Source organism: Noviherbaspirillum sp. (genome assembly GCF_036846085.1).
Lineage (GTDB): Bacteria > Pseudomonadota > Gammaproteobacteria > Burkholderiales > Burkholderiaceae_D > Noviherbaspirillum.
Map to the genome: position 1 here is coordinate 1 of NZ_DAIUCO010000045.1, position 22,977 is coordinate 22,977.

Below are 22,977 nucleotides of genomic sequence, written 5' to 3' on the forward strand. Positions count from 1 at the left end.
GTGGAATGCCATGTGGCATTCGTCGCTGTCACCGAAATACGGCCGCACGTCTTCCGGCCACATGTTCGCTTCCGCCAGCAGCATCCGCCCCGGATAAGCCTTGTCCACCGCCTCGCGGATGCGCTTGAGGATGGCGTGGGTTTCCGCCAGGTTCTCGTTGCTGGTGCCCTCGCGCTCCACGAGGTAGGGCACGGCATCCAGCCGCAGGCCGTCGACGCCGAGGTCGAGCCAGAAGGCCATTACCGCGAGGACCGATTTCAGCACCTTCGGATTATCGAAATTCAGGTCGGGCTGGTGGGAATAGAAGCGGTGCCAGAAGAAGGCGTTCGCCTCCGGGTCCCAGGTCCAGTTCGACTTCTCGGTGTCACAGAAGATAATCCGCGTATCGGCATAGGCCGTGTCATTGTCCGACCACACATAAAAGTCCCGCGCGGCGGAGCCGGGCCGCGCCCGGCGTGCCCGCTGGAACCATGGATGCTGGTCGGAGGTATGGTTGATGACGAGTTCGGTGATGATCCGCAGGCCGCGCCGGTGGGCTTCGCTGATGAAGCGCCGGACGTCGGCCATGGTGCCGTAATCCGGATGGACGCCGCGGTACTCGGAGATGTCGTAGCCGTCGTCGCGGCGCGGCGATGGATAGAACGGCAGCAGCCAGATGGTATTCACGCCGAGATCGGCGATGTAATCAAGCTTTTCGATCAGGCCCGCGAAGTCGCCGACGCCGTCGTTGTTGGCGTCGAAGAAGGACTTGACGTGCACCTGGTAGATGACGGCGTCCTTGTACCACAGCGGGTTGTCGGAAAAGCGCCGCCCCTCGGACTGTTCCGGCGTTGTTGCGGAGTGCCGGGCGGTCTTGCGACGGTCCGGGATGAATTCATTGGTCATGTTGATATTCCCTTGCTGCGGACGCGCCAGATCGCGTATGGATTCACGAACGGATCGAGCCGCAGGCGCTGGAACTTGCCGTGCCAGGCGAGGCGGCCGCCGTTGACGAGATCATCAAGCTCCAGCCCGCCGTCGTCCGGCTGGCCGAATTCCCAGAGCGGCAGCTCGAGGTCGCCTTCATGGGCGGCAAAGGGATCGAGGTTGATCGCGCCAAGGATGACGTTGTCACCTATCGTCGCCGTGTCACCCGCGTCATCCGGCGGCGCGGTCGATTTAATAAAGAAAAGTATGTTGTCGTCGGATGCATTCAGGAAGCGGATGTTCAGATGTGTGTGCAAAGCCGGATTTTCCGACCGAATGCGGTTGAGCTGCGTGATTTCCCGGATGATGTTGCCGGGCCGCTGCCAGTCCCAGGCGCGGATTTCATATTTCTCCGAATCGAGGTATTCCTCCTTGCCCGGCACCGGGGCGGCCTCGCACAGTTCGAAGCCGCTGTACATGCCCCACAAGCCGGAGAGCATGGTGGCCAGCGCGGCACGGATCAGGAAGCCGGGACGGCCGGAGCGCTGCAGGAAATACGGGTTGATATCCGGTGTGTTGACGAAGAAATGCGGCCGGAAATATTCGCGTACCGATGTCGTCGACAATTCGGTCAAGTACTCGATGAACTCCTGCTTCGTATGGCGCCAGGTGAAATAGGTATAGGACTGGGAATACCCTACCTTCGCCAGCCGGTACATCATCTTCGGCCGGGTGAAGGCTTCCGACAGGAAAATCGTGTCCGGATACTGGCCGCGGATGTCGGCAATCATCCATTCCCAGAATGGCAGCGGCTTGGTATGCGGATTGTCTACCCGGAAGACCCGCACGCCTTCCTTCACCCAAAAGAGTACCGCGTCCCGCAATGCGAGCCATAGGCCGGGCACCGAGCCCTTCGCGTAGAAATCGACGTTGACGATGTCCTGGTACTTCTTCGGCGGGTTTTCCGCATAGCGGATCGTGCCATCCGGCCGCCAGCTGAACCAGTCGGGATGCTCCTTCAGCCACGGATGATCGGGCGAGCACTGGATCGCGAAGTCCAGCGCGAGCTCCAGCCCGTGCTTCGCCGCCGCGTCGCGCAGGCGACGGAAGTCCTCCAGGGTACCCAGTTCCGGATGGATGGCGTCGTGCCCACCCTCGTCCGAACCGATGGCATACGGGCTGCCCGGATCGCCGGGGCCGGCGGTAAGGCTGTTGTTGCGGCCTTTCCGGTGCTTTTTGCCGATCGGATGGATGGGCGTGAAATACAGTGTGTCGAAACCCATTGCCTGGATCGCCGGCAGGCGTTTTTCGACATCGGCGAATGTCCCGTGGCGCGCCGGGTCGCCGCTCTGTGAACGGGGAAACAATTCATACCAGCTGGAAAACCGCGCCGCGAGGCGTTCCGCGTCGATGCGCAGCGCCGGATCGGTACGCACCGCGAACGGCCGCGCATCGGCCAGCCGCATCGCCTCCGCGGTTGGCTCCGACAGTAGGGCGGCGATGCGTTCGGCCTGCCCGGCATCCGTATCCTTTCCGGCTTCCAGTGCCTGAACCAGGGCCGCCAGCGTCGGCGCCACACCAAGGCGTTTTTCCTGCGCATGCCGGGCCGCCGCCTGCACCAGCAGCCGCCCTTCTTCCAGTTCCAGCGCGACATTCAGTCCGGCGGTGGTTTTCTTTTCCAGCTCATCCCGGTAGGTGGAGAAGGCGTCGCGCCATGCCTCGACCGCAAATTCATGCCGGCCCATGCGGGTCAGTGGCACCGATGCTCGCCAGCGATCGTTGCTCACCAGATGCATGCGCGTCTCGTGCCATTCGTTCTCGTCCGCAGCCCGCCACTGCACGACGACCGCCAGCTTGTCATGCCCGTCCACGAACACATCGGCTTCGATGCACACGGATTCGCCGACGATGCGCTTCACCGGAAACAGGCCGCCATCGACTGACGGGCTGACCGCTTCGATGGCAATGCGCGGCAATGCCGCCGCCGCGGTCACATCCTGCGTCCGTTCCTGCGGAAGGAGAACGGGCTCGCGCATGCGGGCCGCAAAGAGTTCCAGTGCGCCACTGTCGAGATGTATGGGTCCGAGGGTGCCCTCGTCTGCCGTACCGTCATCGTTCAGCGGCCATGCGGCGCGGTCGCGGATGTAACCGCCCGCGCGTTCCAGCAGGCGCCGTTCGTCGACTTCGCAGGGCCGCGACACGTCCGGATTGACGACGATGAACACCGCTTCGCGGGCGCTTTCCTTGCCGGCGCTGTCCGCTTCTCGCAGCAGTATGGCGGCGGCCCCGGCTTCCGCCTCCGGCACGCTGAGCATCCGTACCGGCTGGCCGTAGAAGTCCGCGCCGCGGCCGGCGATGTAGCGGTTGACCTCGCTGATGTCGCCGGTGAGGTCGAACGGCCGATGTTCCTGCAGGTCGTTCCAAAGCTGCCGCTCACCGCCCGCTGTCGTGCCGGTACGCAGCACCCCGGATGCGCCGAACTCGAAACCCATCGGCACGAGAATGCCGTTGCCCGCGGCCGCCGCAAGCCGCAGCGCGCGCTTGTAGATCTGGCGGCGCACCGGGATATCCTCATTGCCGCTGACCCGGCCGATGACCGGCTCGTCGGGGCTGTCCGGAAAGGCGATCGGCGGTGCTGCGCGCAGCAGTCGCGCCTGCTCTTCCGCCAGCCAGCGCGACTTGTAATCCCACCACGCGCCGGAGGAAAAGGTGGCGTCGAAGCCGCATCCCGCCAGCGCGTCAATTTGTGCCGGCGTGCAGCCGGGGGTCCATGCCAGGAACCGTACCGCGCCGCCTGCGCCGTTCACTGCGCCGATGAGCGTTTTCCAGAACGCCGCAGGTGCTTCGCCGACACCGATGCAGCGAAACCCGGCCGCGCCGGCATCGATCAGTCCCCGCAACCGTTCCGCCCAGTACGCGGCGATCTCCTCGACGACGCCCTGGTTCTCGTAACGCGGCGCGAACGCCGCCGGAGGACGTGCAACCTGGCGCGGGTCGGGAAGATCATCGTCCGGATAAGCGGCGCGGAACCAGTCGGGACAGCGCTCGATGAGCCCCGCGTCCGTCCCGATGCCACGCGGATCGAAGTCGACCAGCACCTGCAGCTTCGGCGTGGTCTGGCTGCCGCTGCGCACGAGGCTTCGGACGGCATCGGACGACGCCTGCGGCGGAATCAGGATGTGATCGAAGCCCATTCCGGCGCATCTGGCGAGATGCCTGTCCAGATCGGCTCCGGAGCCGGCCAGTCGCGGCTCCATGTAATAAATCCGGGGAAGGTAAGGAAGCGGGAGGTTCGTTGTGGGCTTCGATAATGGCATCGTGTCAACCGGGTCCTTTGGAAATGAATGGCCGTCCACATGCACATGCACATGACGGACGGGCGTGTCAATTTTGATAGAGCAGGCGGCATCGCATTTGTTCTCAAAAAAACATTCAGAAATCGCAAAGTTGCAGTGATTGCAGCGCGAAAAACGTCCTTTACCGGCACACCGCATCGACGGTGGTTGTTTGTGCGAAACAAAAAGGCACTTTCTTGCCTTCTCGACATTGCGAAATTCCCCTCGGCAACAGATAGTTGCGTACATCGTCACGTTTCCTGCGGTGACAGGTTTTACGAGTACACCCATGATTATTTACCAGGTTTACCCACGCAGCTTTAGCGATTCCAACAACGACGGCATCGGCGATCTGGCAGGCATCGAACAGAAGCTGCCCTACATCAAGAGCCTGGGTGTCGATGCGATCTGGATCAGCCCCTTCTTCAAATCGCCGATGAAGGATTTCGGCTATGACGTATCGGATTACCGTGCCGTCGATCCGATCTTCGGCACGATGGATGACTTCCGGACGCTGATGAAACGCGCCAAGGCGCTGGAGCTTGGCGTGATCGTCGACATGGTGATCTCCCACACGTCGGAAGAGCACAGCTGGTTCAAGCAGAGCCGCGCGAAAGAAAACGGCAAGTCGGACTGGTATCTCTGGGCCGATCCGAAACCGGACGGCAGCCCGCCGAACAATTGGGTATCGGTGTTCGGCGGTCCGGCATGGCGCTGGGATGCGGAACGGAGGCAGTATTACTTCCATTCATTCTTCTCCAGCCAGCCGGACCTCAACATGCATCACCCGGACGTGCAGAATGCAGTGCTGGCGGAGATGGATTACTGGCTCGACATGGGCGTATCGGGTTTCCGCTTCGATGCCTGCAATCACATCTTCCAGGACCAGGCGCTGCGCAACAATCCGCCGCGCGAAGACACCAGCGCCGCGCTCCATCCCTACGGTTTTCAGCTTCATGTCTATGACCAGGCGCGGCCGGAGATGCTGCCCTTCCTGGAGCGCATCCGCAAGCTGCTCGACGCCTACGGCGCGTTCAGCCTTGCCGAGGTCGGCGGACACGACGCGCTGAAGCTGATGGGCCAGTACACCGGCAAGACCCGCCTGCATTCAGCCTACAGCTTCGCCCTCATGCAGCCCGACAGCAGCGACGCCTATGTGCGCAAGGTTATCACCACCTTGGAAGAAAGCATCAGGACGCCGGCCCTGCCCTGCTACGCGATGAGCAACCACGACAAGCCGCGCGTGGCATCGCGCTGGCAGAACGGCCGCGACCTCGACCAGACGGCGAAGGCCATGCTGGCACTGCTGTTTTCGATGCGCGGCGACATCTGCCTGTACCAGGGCGAGGAACTCGGATTGCCGCAGGCGGACGTGCCGTTCGAGCGTATCCAGGACCCCTTTGGCATTTCCTTCTGGCCGAAATTCAAGGGCCGTGACGGCTGCCGCACGCCGATGCCCTGGACGGATGCCGAGCACGGCGGTTTCAGCAGCGCGGAACCCTGGCTGCCGGTGGACCCGGTGCATCTCGGCATGAACGTGGAGCGCCAGGAGGCTGATCCTGACTCGATGCTCCGCTTTGCCCGCGAAGTGATCGCGCTGCGCAACGCCCATCCGGCATTGCGTGCGGGCGATATCGGGCTGCTGGACGCGCCGGAAGGCGTGCTGGCATTTACCCGCCGCCATGCAGGCGACGCGATGGTCTGCCTGTTCAATATGGATGTCGTGCCGAAAAAGGTGCCGTCGGTGGACAATGCGGGCATCGTGTTCAGCCGGCGCGCGGAGGTCGATGGCCGGTCAGTCAGCCTGGATGTGAGCGGATTCGCCATCCTGCGCGCGTGATTGTGGCCGGGACTGCGTTCATGACGGAAACCAAGGGAGAACGCCGGGCTTCTGAACAAGATCAAAGCCGGTTGCGGTAGCGGCCCGCCGTTATCGCCCTGAAAGATAGAATCGACCTGGAAAAACACAACACGGTATACCGACCATGTCCCGCAGCGCACCCGCCTGCAACCGCCGACACGGGAGGATGCGTTCAACCAGGAAAGGCTCATGCGGTTTCTGCTCCTGACTCGGGCCGGTTTCGACGACGTCGCTTCACAGGCCGGCTTGGCCGGCACATCACTGTATGTTCCCCCCGACCTGCTGTCGGCACAGGAAATCGATCGGCTTCGGCAGACAGGCGCGGATATCCATGTCCTTCCCGCAGCCATCGATACGGGTGCCGCGCACAGCGTGCACGACGCCGCGCAGTCGATCCGGCGCGATGGCGGCGGACCGGTCTGGGTCGAAGGTGCATCCATGCCTGCGGACACGGAACGGAACCCGATAGACGAACCGCCTGTCCTGGCAGCCACCGCACCGACGCAGGAAGCGCTCCATCACAGGGTCGCGAAGACAGCCGGCACATTGGCCGGACAGGCGCTGCGCCACCTGGGTAAAAACTTCAGCCCCACCGGCCGGTTGGTCCTCATCCCTTACCTCGGGTACGGCAATCCGCAACGTTTCTCCGTGCGCGGTCGCCTGCTGGAGGACGAAGGCCTCCGCCAGCAAAGCCGCGACGACAGCCGCTGGAGCAACTTCATGCATCTGTACAAACGGCTGGAATCCGACGAGGTCGCCGGCGCCCGCATCCGCGCGCGGTTCGGCAAGGTCATGCAGGAAACCGTGACCGACCACGGCGGCTACTTCGCGTTCGACATCGTCCCGGAGCAGCCGGTGACCGGCAGCGGCTGGCATACCGTCGATCTTGAATTGATGGAACCCTTGCCGGACAATGGCGTCCCGGTACGTGCCACGGCCGAAGTCCTGGTCCCGCCGTCGACAGCACGCTTCGGTGTCATCAGTGATATCGACGACACGGTCCTTTGGACCAACGTCACCAACCGGCTGAACATGCTGCGCATGCTGGCGCGCTCGAACGCGCACACCCGCAAGCCGTTCAAGGGCGTGGCGGCTTTTTACCGGGCACTGCGCGACGGTGCCTCCGGGAACGAAGGCAATCCTGTCTTTTATGTTTCCAGCAGTCCCTGGCATCTTTTCAACCCGCTGGTGGAGTTCCTCCGGCTGCAGGACATACCCCTCGGTCCGCTCATGCTGAAGGAGCTGGATGTTCGCAAGCTGTTCGGCCCGGGCCGGCACCGCACCCACAAACTTGACAGGATTGAAGACATTCTGGGTTTCTATCCGCACCTGCCGTTCATCCTGATCGGCGACAGCGGCGAACAGGATCCGGAAATCTATGCCGAGCTGGTCAAGCGGCATCCGAAGCAGATCCGAGTCATCTATATCCGCAACGTGAATCCCGACCCGGCACGCATCGAAGCACTCGATCACCTGATCGACGAGGTACGGGCCTCGGGCGCGCAACTGATCCTGGCGCCGGACAGCATATCGGCGGCGGCCCACGCCGCCGGCGAGGGACTGATCCGGGTGGACGGCATGGCAAACGTGCGGTCTGAGACAAAAAAGGATGAAGCCGGTTCCGGCGCCGCGTCGTAGCCTCAAACGGGTAGATTACTTGCACGACGGAAATCGGTTTCCCCGCCGACGATGCGGGCAGGCGAAATCTTGCCCTTGGGATCGCCGCAATCTTTTTTCATACTTTCGGATTTTTAGCGAATGGCCACTGTCTGCGTCTAAGCTTCACCTAAGTAAACCGGGTAGAAGCGGCTCTGCTTTCCGGTCACCTATTTATCATGAATCCTTCACCCGACTTTTCGCTGTTCCCGCCCATCGAAGCACGCCTTACCGGCATGTTCGCCGTCGATGACCTTCACACCCTCTACTGGGAGGAATCCGGCAATCCGGCAGGTATTCCGGTGGTCTATGTCCATGGCGGTCCGGGCGGCGGGTCATCGCCGGAAAAGCGGCAATGGTTCGATCCGGACGCATACCGCATCATCCTGTTCGACCAGCGCGGCGCCTATCGCTCCAAACCGCTGGCGGAGGTACGCGCGAACACCACGCAGTTGCTGGTCCAGGACATGGAAGCACTGCGCAAGATGCTCGGCATAGACAAGTGGCTGCTCGCCGGCGGTTCCTGGGGCACCACCCTGTCGCTCGCTTACGGCCAGACCCACCCGGAAGCCTGCCTCGGCTTCGTCCTGCGCGGCATCTTCCTCGGCACCCCCGGCGAAATTGATTGGTTCCTGTACGGCATGCGGCGTTTTTTTCCGAAGGCATACGCCGACTTCGCCGAAGCAATACCGGAACAGGAACGCAGCGATCTCCTCACCGCCTACGAAAAACGGCTGTTCGGCGACGATCCGGACGAGCGCATGCCCGCGGCACGGCTCTGGTTTAAATATACGGAATCCTGTTCGCTGCTTCGCCATGATCCGGAACTGGTCGAGGAATCGTCAAAGGATGACACGGTGGTGTATGGCGTCGGAAGGCTCGATTCCTTTTACTTCCGCAACCAGATGTTTCTCGAAGCGGATCAGCTCGTTGCGAACATCAGCACAATCGCCCATTTGCCGTTAATGATCGTGCAGGGCGGCCATGACGTCATCGCGCCGCCGGAATCGGCATATCAGGTACACAAGGCTTGGCCGGGTTCGGTGCTGCACATCGTTCCGGAAGCCGGCCACTCCCCGTCCGAACCGGGTATCCGCAAGAAAGTCATACAGGCAATCGAGCAGTTCAAACGTGAGCGGCGGTTCGATGCCGCGGCGCTCGACGCTTCCGGGCCGGTTTAATTTTTACACGACAGATAAAGGAATAAATGCATGCCAACAGTCCGCCTCTCGACGAAAGAAATTCTGGTTGACGACACCATTTACGTCTTCGACGTGGTGCAGATCGCAGATGCTTTCGAGGCTTGCGTGGCGACGGCCGACGCCGCCCACTGCGAGATTGATCACAAGCCGGTGGAAAGACGTCCCGTTGTAGCCGATGCTGAAGTTGCGGACAAGGCGGCGGGAGCCGCATAGCGGACCGGGTCCGCGCCATCGAACGCAAGCATCACATTCCGCGTTAGGCAAATGCCGTCCCGGCGCCGATGCTTTCTGCCAGAATACGGCTCCATTCCTCATCTTGACGCGCCTGAACCCGTGAACGCGCACGACATCCTGGAAGGCATCCCTGCCTTGCTGCCGGCAGAGATCAGCGAAAGCCTGGTCACGGCAAGCCATGTCCGCATCGAGCGCATCGTCTCGCGCGGGCAGTGCTCGCCCCCGGGCTTCTGGTATGAGCAAGTGGAAAACGAGTGGGTGATGGTGATCAAAGGCGAGGCGGAACTGCGTGTCGAGAATGTTGACGGCGGTGACAAGACGGTCCGCCTCACCGAGGGCATGTATGTCGATATTCCTGCCGGTGTCCGTCACCGCGTCGATTGGACGAGTCCGGACACCGATACGGTCTGGCTTGCGGTGTTTTATTGACGCGGCCGGCGTCCTGCCCGTTCGGAACGGCGTCTACGATGAATTACGATCAAATCTTTTCGCTGTGCGCGTCGAGCGCCTGCGCCCAGGTTTTCCCGAGATACGCGTAGAGCGCCGCACGGAGGTGTTCGGCACGTTCTGGCTCCAGATCACGGGTAAGCGCATCGATCGTCCGTTCATCGATCCGTTCCCTGGCCATGCGCTCCGCTATATCGGCGGGCGGCGTGGTCAGCTCGGAAAATAAATCGCCATGCTCGATCGTCAGCTCGCCTTGTTCGACCGCCGCGACTTTCACATGTTCGCCTGTGCGGGCGGTTCCGAGGAGCTGGTACTGCGCCAGCTCCCGTCTCCTGACGAACAGGTCCACAACGGCCGCACGGTTGGCGCGCACGTTCGCAAATCCTTCGCTGACGGCGCTGAACGGGGGAACCGGATGAGCACCGGACGGCGATCGTGCCAGCACCCGGGCAAGCGACTTCTCCAGGGGCGCATCGATGTCGGAGAGCAGCACTTGACGGTTTGTTGTAGTGGCAAGCGAAACATATTTGGCGACCGACTCCTTTTCGGCAAGCCGTTTGTCGATAAGGATGCTGGCCGGTGCGCCATCGGCGGTTTTCAGCGGAATCAGTTTTTCCGTCAGTCGGTCCGCCAGGACGCAGGACTCCGCATGCACTGCGCTCAAACTCAGCCTCGCGTCTCCATGTCCACGCAGGCGTGGCTTGAAAATGTCAGGATTCACTGCGCCGTCGGCATATTTGTCCAGTGCGTCGGCCAGCATGGGCATCGTCCTTTTCACCGTGCTGGTTTTGCCTGCTGCCGTGTTCCCGCGCAGCGCAAAGATCGCCGGTGGTCTGCCGCTGTCGACCACGGCTTCGGCGAACGAGAGTGCATTCCGGACCGCATCCGCCAGAAGGGTCTCCTGTAGCCGGCGTCGTTCCGGGGCCCAGTTTTCTGGATGATGAAGATAGTCCCAGCGCGCATTGCGCTCCTCGGGAAGCGGCCCAAGCGCATATAGCGCGTCGGAAGTCGGACGTCGAAATGGCGATTTCCGCGCCGCCGTGGCATCCAATGGTCGGCCATCGGCGGCGTCCGGCATGTTTGTGCGATGGGTTGAGAAGCGTCGCACCCCGGGTTTTGTCACATCCTGGTGCACGGTGTCGGGAATGAGGCCAGTCCTGCCTCGTACACCGCCGAGAATGCGTTGTCGCCATCCCTGTTCGTTCAGGATGACATGACTGGAAGATGCCCGGGCATCGGCATGATCAAGCGCCCGGGCTATGGGTCGGAAATTTCGGAAGTGTTCTGCGATTGCCCTGGCAGCGGCAATCGGTGTGTTCAGCGCGATTTTCAATGGCAGGTCCCGGTTTGTTCGCATCCCTGGCGGCATGCATGGACGCTCAGGAATGAGTGCGATAGGTGACCCGGGAAAAGAAAAGGTTCCTTCGCCGTCGGCGGCAATACACGTCAGTAAGGATTTCGTTCCGCGAGCGACCACCGCTCATCCGTGACGGACGCCTGCCCCTCGTCCTTCAGCTTGTTCAAATGCGCCAGCAATGACCTCGCCGCCATGGCGTGCCTTTCTTTCGGGACATCGTCATACACGACGGGAAGGAGTTCCGCGATAGTCGCCTGCCCGGCATCGCGCAGGGAAGCCACTACTTTCTCCTCACGCGTCAGCCTGTGCGCCGTGATGCGGTCGATCACGGCATGCGGCTGGTCCATGAGGAAACCGTGGCCGGGCGCAAGGTACGCGACATCGAATGCTTTCAGCTTCGCGAGCGAAGCGAGATAGGCCCGCATGTCGCCGTCAGGCGGATTGATGACGACGGTGGAGCCTTGCATGATGTGGTCGCCGGTAAACAGCAGCCGTTCTTCCTCCAGCAGATAGCAGACATGATTCGACGCATGGCCCGGCGTGTGTATCGCCCGCAGGGTGCAGGCGCCGAGCGGGATGCGGTCGCCGTCCCGTATTACGCTGTCCGGCTGGTAGTCCCGGTCCTGTCGTTCCTGGTCAGGCGCCGGCATGCCGATCCGCTGCGCCCCGGTGCGCTCCTTGATCAGCGCCGCGGCGGGCGAATGGTCGAGATGGGTATGGGTGGTGAGTATCCAGCGAATCCGCCCGTTTGCCTGGGCCAGCAGACGTTCGACATGCTCGGCTATGGCGGGCCCCGGATCGATGATGGCGAAATCCTCGCCGCTTTGGACGAGATAGCTATTGGTGCCAGGTCCGGTCATGAAACCCGGATTCGGTGCCGCAATACGCGCCACCCGCTCCGAAAGGCGGGTGACGACCCCAGGAAGGATATCGCTCGAGGCTTTTCCGGTTCCGGCAGGATCCAGCTTGCCGACTTCGGCATAGGCATGGTCGCCCTGCAGCAGTACCCGGCGTCCCTTGGTTCCGGTCGCTACGCGCGGACGGTTTACCGGCACCGATTGCATTGAACGGACATGCTTCAACAAATCCTGTGCGTTATCGAACCGCCCGAGAAGTTCCAGGGTTTTGACGGTTGCAAACATCATGTCGAGTTCGCCGGCACGATGGCGTGACAGCGCATCGGCAGGCCGTATCCATTCATGGGCTATTGTTTCGCCGTCATCGTGCGCAGGTGTCTGAAAATCGGGCGCTACGGCGAGAAAGAAGCGGGTATCGAAGCGCCGCGGTACTCCGACGGGCGTGATCCAGTGTGCGAAATAAGCAAGGCTGTCGAACGCCGGTACGAGTTGACGGGACCGGCAAAACCCTGCGAAATCCATGTCCGCGTCGGATAGCTGCTTGCGGAGTGCGGCGTATTCCGCTTCGTCCGGCTGTCCGGCCAGCTTCACCGTCCTGCCATCGCGGTCGCGCGCGAGCAGTAGCCCCGACTCCTCGAAGCACTCGCGGATCGCGGCGACCAGGTAGGCAAGGCCTCCGGCTTCCACGCCTAGAATGCCGCTGGCGAGTTCGTCATTTATGGTCGCATCGCAGCTTGCAAAATACGCATCGCTATCGGCAGCATCGAGCGCGCCGCCCGGAAATACATAACCGCCGGGAACAAATGCAGCCTTGTGCGTGCGTTGCATCATGAATACTTCCATCCCCTCTCGACGGTCGCGCACCAGTATCAGGGTGGCGGCTGGACGGGGCGCAACATGCACGTCTTTCATACTTTTGCTCTTGGGCGGGTGGTCTGGGAGTCGATTGTAAATGAGCTTTTACAATCGCATCCGAGCCCCCCTTGGCGTGCCGGCGCGGAACGAATTCGAAATGGCAAGTGGGTTTTCCACGTATAACCTGCCACGCGCGTTTCGAGACGCTACGGCACAGCCAGTTCGCACTGTTGCCGGGCGCATTCCGCGCAATGGTTTTTTGCAGGCTGCAAGCAACTGGACCGGCTTTTCCATGTCAATCCGGCATCAATTGCCTCGGTCACTGTGACGCATTTACTGTCTTGCCCGATGATCACAGTGACAACAGCGATTCATGCATCCGGCAGCAAGTTTTCGCCAGCCGCCCCGGAAGTCGAGGCCGGCAAAATGAGATTTGCCAGAGATTCCGAGGGCGGAAGTTCAAAGTGCACCCGCCCACCAAGTCTTGACCTGACCACTGAACAGGTATTGCAGACCGCCTGCCTTTACATCAAAGGACCTTGATGACATCCTTAACCTCGTCCGGCACATGCCTCTGTACGAGATCAGTTCCCACTACCGCTCCCTTGTAGGCGCCAGCAGCGATTGAAAGCGGGTCGACGCGTCCCTTTGCGATTGCTAAGCCGGCACCAATGGCGCCGTCCTTGATTGTTTTGGCGTACCCTTCAAAACCGCCTTTGATTGAATCCCATACACCGTCTCCTTTACGAATGCCGTGAAGGGTGTTACTCAGCCAAGGCATGAACGAAACTGCATCGGCGATCGTGCCCAGGATTTTCTTCCACTTGGAAGGCTTGACGCTGCCATCTTCCCTGACTCGCTTGTCGTTACTTTTTTCCAGGCGATGATTTTCGCGCAACCCGTCATACCCTTTGTCGCAGAACTCCTGCACCAGGTGCGCCTCCGTTCCATGGCGAACCGCCTTACCTTTTTTGTTCCAGCCTTCGATTTCCCCATCGCCGTTCTTTTTATTGCGCTCACCGCCGGTATGGCTTGTGGACGTGTCGATGTACTCGAGTACCTCGGTCGCACGATATGCCGCATCAGCCCGTTTTTGTGGATCAGGCTCGTTCTCCCAGTCGCCGCAGTGCTTCTTCAAGTCCTCCTTGTATCGACCTTTCAGCTTTGAAAGCGCCGGATTTTCCTTGACGATTTCTTCGGCGGTTCTGGTATCGCCCGGCGGACGCCTGTCATCGGCCTTTGGCATCCGCATGCCATCTTCGGCAAACTTATCGGGTGTGGCAGGCGTCTCCGTGCCGTTTGTCGTGAGCGTCGACAAATTTGTCAGATCCGACAGGCTTATCGGGGACCCGCCATTGAAGATTAGTCCCAGGAAACTATTGAAATACTTGACCGACGATTCTCCGTCGCCCGCAAGTGCCAATGAAAAATTTTCGTATTGCGTTGGAAATGAGATATCTCCAGGTTCCCCGGTCCTCGTCAGTCTCACTGGACTCGTCGTGGAGGGGAATGTAAACGGTCCTTGCATATTCAAGGCAAAAAGCGAATCACGCGACTGGTTAGAAAGTGGATCCATCATTCCCTCTATTTATTTCCATTGAGCAACCATTCCAACTACGGTTCGGCGTTGCGCTTTGCGAAGTGCCGGACATACGGCCGCAAAGCGCTGGTATCAATGAGTAAAACGAGGCGGATCAGAGTTCCAAAATTGATGGACCGATTCCAGGCCTGCCTTCCAGCCAGGAAAATAACGGGCAACCTACCTGTGACGCAGTTGCCGCGGCACGGTGCAATCCGACAATCGGGAACAAACAGTCCTTGCGGTGCTGCGCTGCGCATTCCCTATTTGACGAGAACTGCCAGCTTGTCTTTCCTTACCTTCAAGGCCACGGACCCGACCGCTTGTCCGTCCACCATGCGTGCAAGGACCTGATCCGACATCTGTGCGAGCACCGAGTTTGAAATGATCGCGTCCGCATCCCGAGCACCACTGTCGACCTGGGTGCAGCGAGACACGATCATATCCACCAGCGTCCTGTCATAACTGAGCGTCGCCTGGTGATTGCGCAGCATGCGCTGGCCCACTTTGCCGAGTTTCAGCTCGACGATGCGGCGCATCACCTCATCCTTGATCGGGTAATACGGTATGACAGACAAGCGTCCGAGGAAGGCCGGCTTGAACACCCTCTGCATGTCCTTGCGCAGCAGTTCCAGCAGATCTTCCGGTGTCGGCTGGCGTTTCCTGCCATCGACCGTCACCCCGTGTTCAACGGCCTTCATCACCAGGTCGCTGCCGACGTTGGAAGTGAGGATGATGACGGTATTCCTGAAATCGACTTCGCGTCCCTCCGCATCCTCGAGGACACCTTTGTCGAATACCTGGAAGAACAGCTCCAGTACATCCGGATGGGCCTTCTCCACTTCGTCCAGCAGAACAACCGAATACGGCCTGCGACGGACGGCTTCCGTCAGCACGCCGCCTTCGCCATAGCCGACATAGCCCGGTGGCGATCCTTTCAGGCCCGATACGCTGTGCGCTTCCTGGTATTCGGACATGTTGATCGTGACGAGATTGCGTTCGCCGCCGTACAGGGTATCGGCCAGCGCAAGCGCGGTTTCCGTCTTGCCCACACCGGACGGACCGACAAGCAGGAACACCCCCTTCGGCTTGCCGGGATCCTCGAGGCTGGCCTTGGCGATCTGTATGCGCTGCGCGATCATTCCCAACGCATGGCCCTGCCCGATGACACGTTGCTCCAGCAGGGCTTTCAGGTTGCGCACGGTGTCGATCTCATCCGCAACCATGCGGCCGAGCGGAATGCCGGTCCAGCCCGAAACGACCTCCGCGATCGTCGCGGTGTCCACGCAATCGTAGATCATCGGTTGCGCCTGGTGCGCATCATGCAGCTTTTTTTGCGCCGCAAGCAACTCCGCATGGGCGTCCTCACCGGCAACGGCACCGTTCTTCGGCCGTTTGCCCGGTCCGGCCTCCGTCTCGCGGCCGGTGCCGTTTTCCAGTCGCTTGCGCAGGGCGCCGATCTGCTCGACCAGGACACGCTGCTGCTCGAAGGCTGTCTGCCTGAGCGAGAGATCCTGTTCAAGTTCCTGCCGCCGGAGACGCAGCTCCTCGAGACGTTTCGCATGGAATGGATTCTGCTCCTTGCGCAGGGCCGCCGACTCCCGTTCGATGTTGTCCAGGAGGCGCTGGATATCCTCGATCGCCGCCGGCACGCTGGCGCGTGACAGGCCGACGCGGGCGCAGGCGGTGTCGAGGACGCTGATTGCCTTGTCCGGTAATTGCCGCCCCGCCAGGTAACGGCTGGAGATTCTCACCGCATCGACCACAGCTTCATCCAGAATACGTACATTGTGGTGCTTCTCCATCGCGTCCGCGATCCCGCGCAGCATCTGGATCGCGGCTTCCTCCGAAGGCTCCTCCACCTTCACCACCTGGAAGCGCCGCGCCAGCGCCGCATCTTTTTCGAAATACTTCTTGTATTCAGCCCATGTCGTCGCCGCGATGGTACGCAATTCGCCACGGGCCAGCGCCGGCTTGAGCAGGTTGGCCGCATCGTTCTGTCCGGCCTGCCCGCCCGCCCCGATCATCGTATGCGCTTCGTCGATGAACAGGATGATGGGCGCCAGGCTTGCCCTGACTTCATCGATCACCGCCCGCAGGCGGCTTTCGAACTCCCCCTTGACGCTGGCGCCCGCCTGGAGCAGGCCGAGGTCTAGCGTGCGCAGGGTGACGTTGCGCAGGACCTCCGGCACATCGCCCTGCGTGATTCGCCGCGCAAGCCCCTCCACGACCGCGGTCTTTCCCACCCCCGGCTCCCCGGTCAGGATGGGATTGTTCTGCCTTCGGCGCAGCAGGATGTCTATCATCTGCCTGACCTCCGTATCGCGCCCGAGCACCGGGTCGATTTTTCCGGCGCGCGCCTGTGCGGTCAGGTCGATCGTGTACTTGTCGAGCGCCGGCGTCTGCCTCCCGGCCGCTGGGGATGACGTCGCGGATGCAGCAGAGTGCGCATCCGGCAGTGATGCGCCCTCGCCCGCCCTGTCTGCCCGTTCTTTCGACAGGCGCAACAGGTGCGGCAGGTTCCGCCGCAGATCGTCCACCGGCAGCCGCGACAAGGCACTGCAGGAACCGTTCACGAGCCGTGCGATCTCGTCGTCCGCCACCAGCGCCAGCAGCAGATATGCGCTCCGCAACTGCCCGTCGCCGAAATCGACACTCGCCGCAAGCCATGCGGCTTGCAGCCACCGCGGGATATTCCCCGACAGCACAGGATTGCGGGTGTTTCCGGTCCTGAACTGTGCCAGCCCGGCGGTCAGGTCCGTCTCCAGGCGAGCAGTATCGATGTCATAGGCTTTCAGGATTGCGGCAAGGTCGGTGTCCGGCTTGTCCAGAAGCGCAAGCAATACATGTTCGACGTCGATTTCATGATGCGTGCGGGACAGCGCAAGATTCGCGGCGAACTCCATGGCGTGCCGTGTCGTCGGGTTCAGTTTGGCGATCAATGCTTTCAGATTCGTATTCATATTGTCGTAGTGTGGTTCTTACCCGATGTGCCGGCGTGGACGAGCACGGCGAAAACAGGGTTGTCGCATGCGGCGAAGGCATTCCGCACGGTCCTGGCCGCCCGCATGCGCGAAACGGGCGAGGCGCCGCGCACCGCTCCGTGCCCGGGCAAACCGCTGTCGTTCATGCGTTGGCAGTGCGCGCGTTTTGGCGGGCAATCAAAAGGCAATCTCGGCGGCGTGCTTGTCCGCGACCGTCGTCACGTATTTAATGCGTACCGCTTTCGGCTTGATTCCCAGTTTTACCAATTCGTCCTTGACGGCCGTCGCCCTGGCCAGTGCCGCGGCTTTCGGATTGCCGACCTGTTTTCTGTCGCAGTAACCTGTGACAAGCAGTTTCGTCGCCTTCTTCGCGCGCTCGGCGACCTGTCCGATCACGGCTTTTTCGGCGTCGCTCAGTTTCACGCTCATTTTTTCGAAGGTAATCGGTACCGGATTGATGCTCGCGTAATCCGGTTTCGTTTCCGTCGGAACCGGCGCTGGGGAAGGTTCCGCCTTGCCGGATACGATGCTGCCTTGCGCAGGCGTCGCTCCGGTTGATTCCGGCGTGGTTGGTTGCTGAGCGCATCCGGTCATGACCAGCAATGCGGCCAGACTTGCCCCGGCAACGAGGCCGTTCAAGCGGTGATGGAAAAACATCTGACACTCCTTATTTTCAATGTAAACACCATATCGCCCGCAGCGACCCGGACACGCCGCTTCCGTGCCGCTGAGGAAGAGATGTCGCGCCGCCTTGGCAGCAAGACATCTCATTGCATCGATACCGGACGACGGAACTTAGGCGATCGTCTTGTTCGCTGTGAGATCCCACCCTGCGCTGACATTGCCGCCGCCAGACCCGTCTTCACGTTTCTGCTGCGTGTATGTCCATTTGATCTTGCCGTAGGACAGGGAAATCTTTTCGTTCGGGAAGCCCGAATCGCCGGTGGATGCGCCGGTTTCTTCCACCTTTGAAACCAGTACCTGCTCCATCTTGATTTCCATGTACTTCACCTTGTCGCCACCGGCGCGGCACAATTCGAAGGTCACTTCCTTGATGTGCTTGCCGGTGCAGCATGCTTCGTACAGCTTCGGACTTGCCTTGTCGAGCATGTGAACGAAGTTAAAAGTGCCGTGATTGACGCGCTCCGCGGTTGCGCCGCCGACCGAACTTGCGGTGCTGGATGCCGGCTGCTCGATCTTGTGATCGAAGGAAATCACCTCGATCCATTCCTTGTGCTTGTCGTCCGAGGACTCGCCCGGAATACCGTCGATCTTGATAAAGCTGTCAAATGCCATGTTGCTCCCTTTGATTAAATGACCTTTCCTCGGCAGGTGCCTTGGTGCCGGTCCGTTGAAAAACACTATTGCACTCCCAGTCTTAGTGTTGCTTTTTATGCAACTATTTATGCGACACTAATCGTCAAGCCATCGCCGGCGTTTATGCCGGCGATGTCAAATCCATTGAAACTAACGTGCGTTCTTGGGTAACTCTGCGACCAGCCGCAACGAGATCGTCAACTCATCCAGCTGGAAATGCGGGCGCAGGAATGCCGCGGCCCGATAGACACCGGGCTTGCCCGGCACTTCGACAACATCTACCCGCGCTTCACGCAGCGGGTATTTCGCTTTCGCTTCCTGCGAAGCCGAGTCGTCCAGCAGGACATACTGGGCCAGCCAGGTATTCAGGAATTGCTGCACATTTTCCCGCGACGCGAAGCTGCCGATCTTGTCTCGCATGATCGACTTCATGTAGTGCGCGATACGCGACGCCGCAAAGATGTACGGCAATTGCGTCGACAATCTTGCGTTCGCGTTCGCGGCATCGGTGTTGTACGTTCTGGCCTTCTGGGTCGATTGGCCGCCGAAAAACGCCGCGTAGTCGGTGTTCTTGCAATGCACGAGCGAAATGAATCCCAGGTCGGACAGCAGCTTTTCCGTCCGGTCCGTGATTGCCACCTCGGTCGGACATTTCAACGCGATCTCGCCGTCGTCGGTCTTGAAGGTGTGCGTCGGCAGTCCCTCGACCAGTCCGCCGCCTTCGACGCCCCGGATTGCCGCCAGCCAGCCGTATTTTGCGAAGGCATCGGTCAGGCGTGCGCCGAAGGCATAGGCCGCATTCGTCCACAGGTACTTGTCGTGGTTCGTGCCGTCGACGTCCTCTTCAAAATTGAAATCCTCCAGCGGAGCCGTGTCCCTGCCATAGGGCAAGCGGCCAAGCACGTGGGGCAACACCAGGCCGACATATCGGGAATCCTCGGATTCGCGGAACGACTTCCATTTTGCATATTCGACGGTGTCGAAAATCTTCGACAGGTCGCGCGGCTTCCCGATATCCCCGAACGTTTCGAGTCCGAACAGGGACGGCGCAGCGGAGGAAATGAGCGGCGCATGCGCCGATGCGGCGACATGGGACAGCTCGTCCAGCAGGTAGAAGTCCTCCGGATGACGCGAAAATTCGTAGTCGCCAATCAGCGCCGCATACGGACCGCCGCCGAAGGTGCCGTACTCTTCCTCGTAGATCTTCTTGAACAGCGCGCTTTGGTCGAATTCAGGCGAGGTTTTGAAATCCTTCACCAGATCCTTCTTCGATGCATTCAGCATCTTGATCTTCAGCATCGGGCTGGTTTCCGATTGCATCACGAGATACTTCAAGCCGCGCCAGGATGCTTCCAGCTTCTGGAATTCGGGATGATGCATGATGGCGTTCACCTGGTCAGACAGCAGCTGGTCGAGTTCCGCCACCCTTGCGTCAATACTTGCCGCCAGATCCTTTGACAGGGTCACTGTGCCGGCAAGCACCTCGTCCACGAGTTCCGCGATCTGGTCGCGTGCATTCGCGCGTTCGAAAGCGGTTGCCGCGACCTTGCTCTGTTCGACGATGCTGTCGAGCAGGCTGGCCGGTGCGTCTTCCGTACGTACCGATGCCGCCACAGGTTCCTGCAGTTGTGCCAGTTCACTCATGGTTCAGTCCTCTTTCTTTGTTCTGGTGGAACTGATCTGCTTGAGCTTCTCCGTGTCATGCACGATGTCGTCCAGGAGTTGTTCCAGTTTGTCGTTTCCGGTGATCTTGTTACGCAGATCCGACAGGCGGGTACGCACCTCGAGCAGCTTCTTCAGCGACTCGATCTGCCTGACGACGTTCTGCGGCTCGAAATCCTCGAGTTTTTCGAAATTGAGTTCGACGCCCATCTGGGTATCGTTCTTCTGCAGTTCGTTGTCGACCCGAAGCTGCAACCGGGGTGCCACGCCTTTCAGCACATCGTCGAAGTTGTCCCGGTCGATCTCGACAAACTTTCGCTCCTTCATCTTCGGCAGCGCCTCTTTCGGGTTGCCGCTGTAATCGCCCAGGACCCCGAGAACAAAAGGGAGCTCCTTCGTTTCAATCGCGTCGCCGATTTCGACGTCGTAGGTGATCTGCACACGCGGCGGGCGCACGCGCGACAGTTTTTTCTGTGTACTTTCTTTCGCCATGATGGATTTTTCCCTTTGCTACACGATGAATGGATAACGCTTGTGACCGCCTGACACCAATTTCCCTCAACCAAACTTTTTGAAGATTGTTCTGATACTGCGGCGGGTGATTCCCGGTCCGCGAGAGCGGTCTTCCCCTACCCGATACGGCCGGTATTGCAATCTCCCGGCAGAAACGACCGCTGCGCTTTCAATAGTTCGCTACACCTTCTCCTCAAGCTTCTTACCGACATCCTGCAAAAATGCGCACAGGCTCTCCAGCGACGATGCGGGGTCGGCGAGCAGACGCCCGAGGGCATACGACACTTCCGCGTACAGCGGATGATTGATCCACGCGTCCTGCTCGCTGCCCAGATCCAGCACGACACTCGCATCCAGCAGTCCGCCGAGCATTGCGGGTGTGAAGCGGTCGTGGACCTTGCCGAAACATGCCGCGAGCGCGACTTCCCCGGCTGGGCGCTGCATGACGATGTAGTCTCCGCTCCACGGCTGGCCGATCCGTCCGCCCGCCCACAGGGCATCCAGCATGGATAGCCATGCGCTCGCAACCAGTGCGCGCTCTCCCTTGTCTTCGGGAAGCGGCAGGAGAATCATTTGGTGGGTTGCGGGACTGTCGAAGCGCCGAAGGAAAGCGCGGTAGAACGCCAGATTCAGCAGCGCCAGGTTCAGCGTGGTTGCCGACGCCGGCGCTGCGAGCAGTTCGCCGAGCCGGGCGCTGGGCGTTATGTGCATGAACCGCCGCACCACGCTTTTTGCCAGCTCGAGATCGGCAGCGGAGGTATCGCTGCCTCTCAACTGCGTTTCAAGGAACTGCCGGCATGAGAGCGCTTCGACCGAGTTGTCAACAGCGCTGCTGACCTGCTCACGCAAACCGTCGAAGAAGACTTCGTAGGCAATTGGCGACACGTGGGCATAGCCGGCAATGGAGTCGCTCGGCAGAATGGCGCCGGCAACCAGGGGATAACGGCGCCCGGCCTGGTCGCTGCTCGGCGTGAGGATACCGAGGAAGGTATGCCGCGTGTCGCGGGAAACATACTGGAATTCGACAGGTGCGCTGTTGTCATACGCCTCTTCCCAGCCCGGTTCGGTGGAGAGGCGAGCAAAGGTCCGCTGAATCAGATCATCGAACTCCGTGACGGCGGCATGATCGGCGTTGACCCGCACGAAGTCCGCGCGGTTACGCAGTTTCCCGTACAGCGTATACGTCGCGGCATGTCCCGTTTCAGCACGTTTGAATGGCAAAACCATCATCCTCCGCATCCCTCAGTGTGTGACTTCAGTTCGTGATTTTTTCAGGCAGTCCGAGCCGGCGCAGTCCGGAGAGCGCCATTGGATTGGCGCCACTGACCATGCGGAAATTGAATCGCACGGCATCGGCCTCGCCATCGGGAACAGCAGGACGGTCGCCCGCAACCACCTGCTCGATGCCGGGACGATCCTGACGGAAGCGCCACTCCAGCTGCACAGTGGAGCTCGCGGGGTTGTCCGCTTTGGCTTGCGCCAGCAGTCGCATCAAGCCGAGACGGCCGCTGAAGTTGGCAACCGACGTTGAGACACCGGCAAATGACACTGCCTGTATGCGCGCGCCCTGCGCATTCGCATTCCCGGCGTTGGGCCAGCTGAATGCCGTCCATGGCTGGGGACCATTGCGATACCGCAGGACCTGGCCGTCGATTTCAATCAGGATTTCGCTGAGGCCGGGCGTCGGAATCGGCTGCAGTTCGAATTTCGTGCCCTCGCCCTGTTGCAGTACCGCATTGCCTGCTGACGAAAGACGCGCGACGCCGCCAAGGAAGGATGGACTGAAGCTCACGCCAAGATTGGCCCAGGTACGCGGGATCAGGGTATCTCCGCGGCGCGTCACCAGTCCGGACAGTTTTTTATCGATGAATTTGTGCAAGGTGCCTTCGCCCTGGCTCAGGAACTTCGCGATGTCCGCCATCGATGCCTCATTCGATGAATCGGCGAACGGGTATTTGGCGGCAAGACCGCGCCACTGCGACATCACCTCCGCCTGCCATGCGCGGTTGATGTCCTGCTCGACCGGTGCAATCAGGGCTGCATAGGTTTGCACAAGGGGGCGGACCAGCAGCGGACGGGCAATCTCTTTGGTGTCCTCAGGCGCATTGGCGAGCAAGACGTTGTCGACCAGCGCCAATGCCTCGGCAAGCTCCGATCCGCTGCCGTTCAACGTTGCCTGCATGAGTTGGCGTGCGGCGGTCTCGGGCTCGGG

The 22,977-nt window shown here is 60.7% G+C and carries 17 protein-coding genes; 5 read left to right on the plus strand and 12 right to left on the minus strand.

Annotated elements, in window-relative coordinates; translation table 11 throughout:
* Together V7080_RS07565 and V7080_RS07570 are read right to left on the minus strand one after the other, a co-directional pair.
* A partial coding sequence (locus tag V7080_RS07565) for an alpha-amylase family glycosyl hydrolase (RefSeq protein ID WP_334187794.1) occupies positions 1-885 on the minus strand: 885 nt, incomplete at its 3' end.
* On the minus strand, positions 882-4,163 hold the full coding sequence (locus tag V7080_RS07570; protein ID WP_334187795.1) for an alpha-1,4-glucan--maltose-1-phosphate maltosyltransferase: 3,282 nt from the start codon (positions 4,161-4,163) through the stop codon (positions 882-884). The genes V7080_RS07565 and V7080_RS07570, both read right to left, overlap by 4 nt.
* Positions 4,164-4,530: 367 nt before the next feature.
* On the opposite strand from V7080_RS07570, the gene V7080_RS07575 reads away from it, so the two are divergent.
* From V7080_RS07575 to V7080_RS07595, 5 genes are all read left to right on the plus strand, one after another.
* Positions 4,531-6,081, plus strand: coding sequence for an alpha-amylase family glycosyl hydrolase (locus tag V7080_RS07575; RefSeq protein ID WP_334187796.1), 1,551 nt, complete (start codon positions 4,531-4,533; stop codon positions 6,079-6,081).
* Between the two features lie 210 nt (positions 6,082-6,291).
* Entirely contained in the window at positions 6,292-7,740 is a 1,449-nt protein-coding gene (locus V7080_RS07580) for an App1 family protein (protein WP_334187797.1), read from the plus strand.
* A gap of 197 nt (positions 7,741-7,937) precedes the next feature.
* Complete coding sequence (gene pip / locus V7080_RS07585; RefSeq protein ID WP_334187798.1) at positions 7,938-8,939, plus strand: prolyl aminopeptidase; 1,002 nt, start codon at positions 7,938-7,940, stop codon at positions 8,937-8,939.
* 30 nt (positions 8,940-8,969) lie between these two features.
* Positions 8,970-9,173 carry a hypothetical protein gene (locus V7080_RS07590; RefSeq protein WP_334187799.1) on the plus strand — a complete coding sequence of 68 codons (204 nt, stop codon included), beginning with the start codon at positions 8,970-8,972 and terminating at the stop codon, positions 9,171-9,173.
* 120 nt (positions 9,174-9,293) lie between these two features.
* Positions 9,294-9,623, plus strand: a complete 330-nt coding sequence (locus V7080_RS07595; protein ID WP_334187800.1) for a cupin domain-containing protein — start codon at positions 9,294-9,296, stop codon at positions 9,621-9,623.
* 49 nt (positions 9,624-9,672) lie between these two features.
* Here V7080_RS07595 and xopAJ read toward each other — a convergent pair whose 3' ends face one another.
* The 10 genes from xopAJ to V7080_RS07645 all read right to left on the minus strand — a co-directional run.
* Positions 9,673-10,974: a XopAJ/AvrRxo1 family type III secretion system effector zeta toxin gene (xopAJ, locus tag V7080_RS07600; protein ID WP_334187801.1), complete on the minus strand. Its 1,302-nt coding sequence runs from the start codon at positions 10,972-10,974 to the stop codon at positions 9,673-9,675.
* 113 nt (positions 10,975-11,087) lie between these two features.
* A complete protein-coding gene (locus V7080_RS07605) occupies positions 11,088-12,767 on the minus strand; it encodes an MBL fold metallo-hydrolase (protein ID WP_334187802.1) in 1,680 nt (559 codons plus the stop codon).
* Between the two features lie 472 nt (positions 12,768-13,239).
* Positions 13,240-14,286: a hypothetical protein gene (locus V7080_RS07610; RefSeq protein WP_334187803.1), complete on the minus strand. Its 1,047-nt coding sequence runs from the start codon at positions 14,284-14,286 to the stop codon at positions 13,240-13,242.
* A gap of 266 nt (positions 14,287-14,552) precedes the next feature.
* Positions 14,553-17,252, minus strand: a complete 2,700-nt coding sequence (gene tssH / locus V7080_RS07615; RefSeq protein WP_334187804.1) for a type VI secretion system ATPase TssH — start codon at positions 17,250-17,252, stop codon at positions 14,553-14,555.
* Between the two features lie 198 nt (positions 17,253-17,450).
* Positions 17,451-17,930 carry an OmpA family protein gene (locus V7080_RS07620; protein ID WP_334187805.1) on the minus strand — a complete coding sequence of 160 codons (480 nt, stop codon included), beginning with the start codon at positions 17,928-17,930 and terminating at the stop codon, positions 17,451-17,453.
* A gap of 138 nt (positions 17,931-18,068) precedes the next feature.
* Positions 18,069-18,569, minus strand: coding sequence for an Hcp family type VI secretion system effector (locus tag V7080_RS07625; protein WP_334187806.1), 501 nt, complete (start codon positions 18,567-18,569; stop codon positions 18,069-18,071).
* 171 nt (positions 18,570-18,740) lie between these two features.
* Positions 18,741-20,234: a type VI secretion system contractile sheath large subunit gene (gene tssC / locus V7080_RS07630; protein WP_334187807.1), complete on the minus strand. Its 1,494-nt coding sequence runs from the start codon at positions 20,232-20,234 to the stop codon at positions 18,741-18,743.
* Positions 20,235-20,237: 3 nt separating this feature from the next.
* Positions 20,238-20,747, minus strand: coding sequence for a type VI secretion system contractile sheath small subunit (gene tssB / locus V7080_RS07635; protein ID WP_334187811.1), 510 nt, complete (start codon positions 20,745-20,747; stop codon positions 20,238-20,240).
* Between the two features lie 198 nt (positions 20,748-20,945).
* On the minus strand, positions 20,946-21,986 hold the full coding sequence (tagF, locus tag V7080_RS07640) for a type VI secretion system-associated protein TagF (RefSeq protein WP_334187808.1): 1,041 nt from the start codon (positions 21,984-21,986) through the stop codon (positions 20,946-20,948).
* Positions 21,987-22,020: 34 nt separating this feature from the next.
* The coding region (locus tag V7080_RS07645) for a type VI secretion IcmF C-terminal domain-containing protein (protein ID WP_334187809.1) at positions 22,021-22,977 on the minus strand (957 nt) is incomplete at its 5' end.

Bases quoted from the DNA above. Each gene is read 5' to 3' on its own strand.
- V7080_RS07570 (WP_334187795.1), bottom strand. From the start codon at position 4,163: ATGGAGCCGCGACTGGCCGGCTCCGGAGCCGATCTGGACAGGCATCTC.
- V7080_RS07575 (WP_334187796.1), top strand. From the start codon at position 4,531: ATGATTATTTACCAGGTTTACCCACGCAGCTTTAGCGATTCCAACAAC.
- V7080_RS07580 (WP_334187797.1), top strand. From the start codon at position 6,292: ATGCGGTTTCTGCTCCTGACTCGGGCCGGTTTCGACGACGTCGCTTCA.
- pip (WP_334187798.1), top strand. From the start codon at position 7,938: ATGAATCCTTCACCCGACTTTTCGCTGTTCCCGCCCATCGAAGCACGC.
- V7080_RS07590 (WP_334187799.1), top strand. From the start codon at position 8,970: ATGCCAACAGTCCGCCTCTCGACGAAAGAAATTCTGGTTGACGACACC.
- V7080_RS07605 (WP_334187802.1), bottom strand. From the start codon at position 12,767: ATGAAAGACGTGCATGTTGCGCCCCGTCCAGCCGCCACCCTGATACTG.
- V7080_RS07610 (WP_334187803.1), bottom strand. From the start codon at position 14,286: ATGGATCCACTTTCTAACCAGTCGCGTGATTCGCTTTTTGCCTTGAAT.
- tssH (WP_334187804.1), bottom strand. From the start codon at position 17,252: ATGAATACGAATCTGAAAGCATTGATCGCCAAACTGAACCCGACGACA.
- V7080_RS07620 (WP_334187805.1), bottom strand. From the start codon at position 17,930: ATGTTTTTCCATCACCGCTTGAACGGCCTCGTTGCCGGGGCAAGTCTG.
- V7080_RS07625 (WP_334187806.1), bottom strand. From the start codon at position 18,569: ATGGCATTTGACAGCTTTATCAAGATCGACGGTATTCCGGGCGAGTCC.
- tssC (WP_334187807.1), bottom strand. From the start codon at position 20,234: ATGAGTGAACTGGCACAACTGCAGGAACCTGTGGCGGCATCGGTACGT.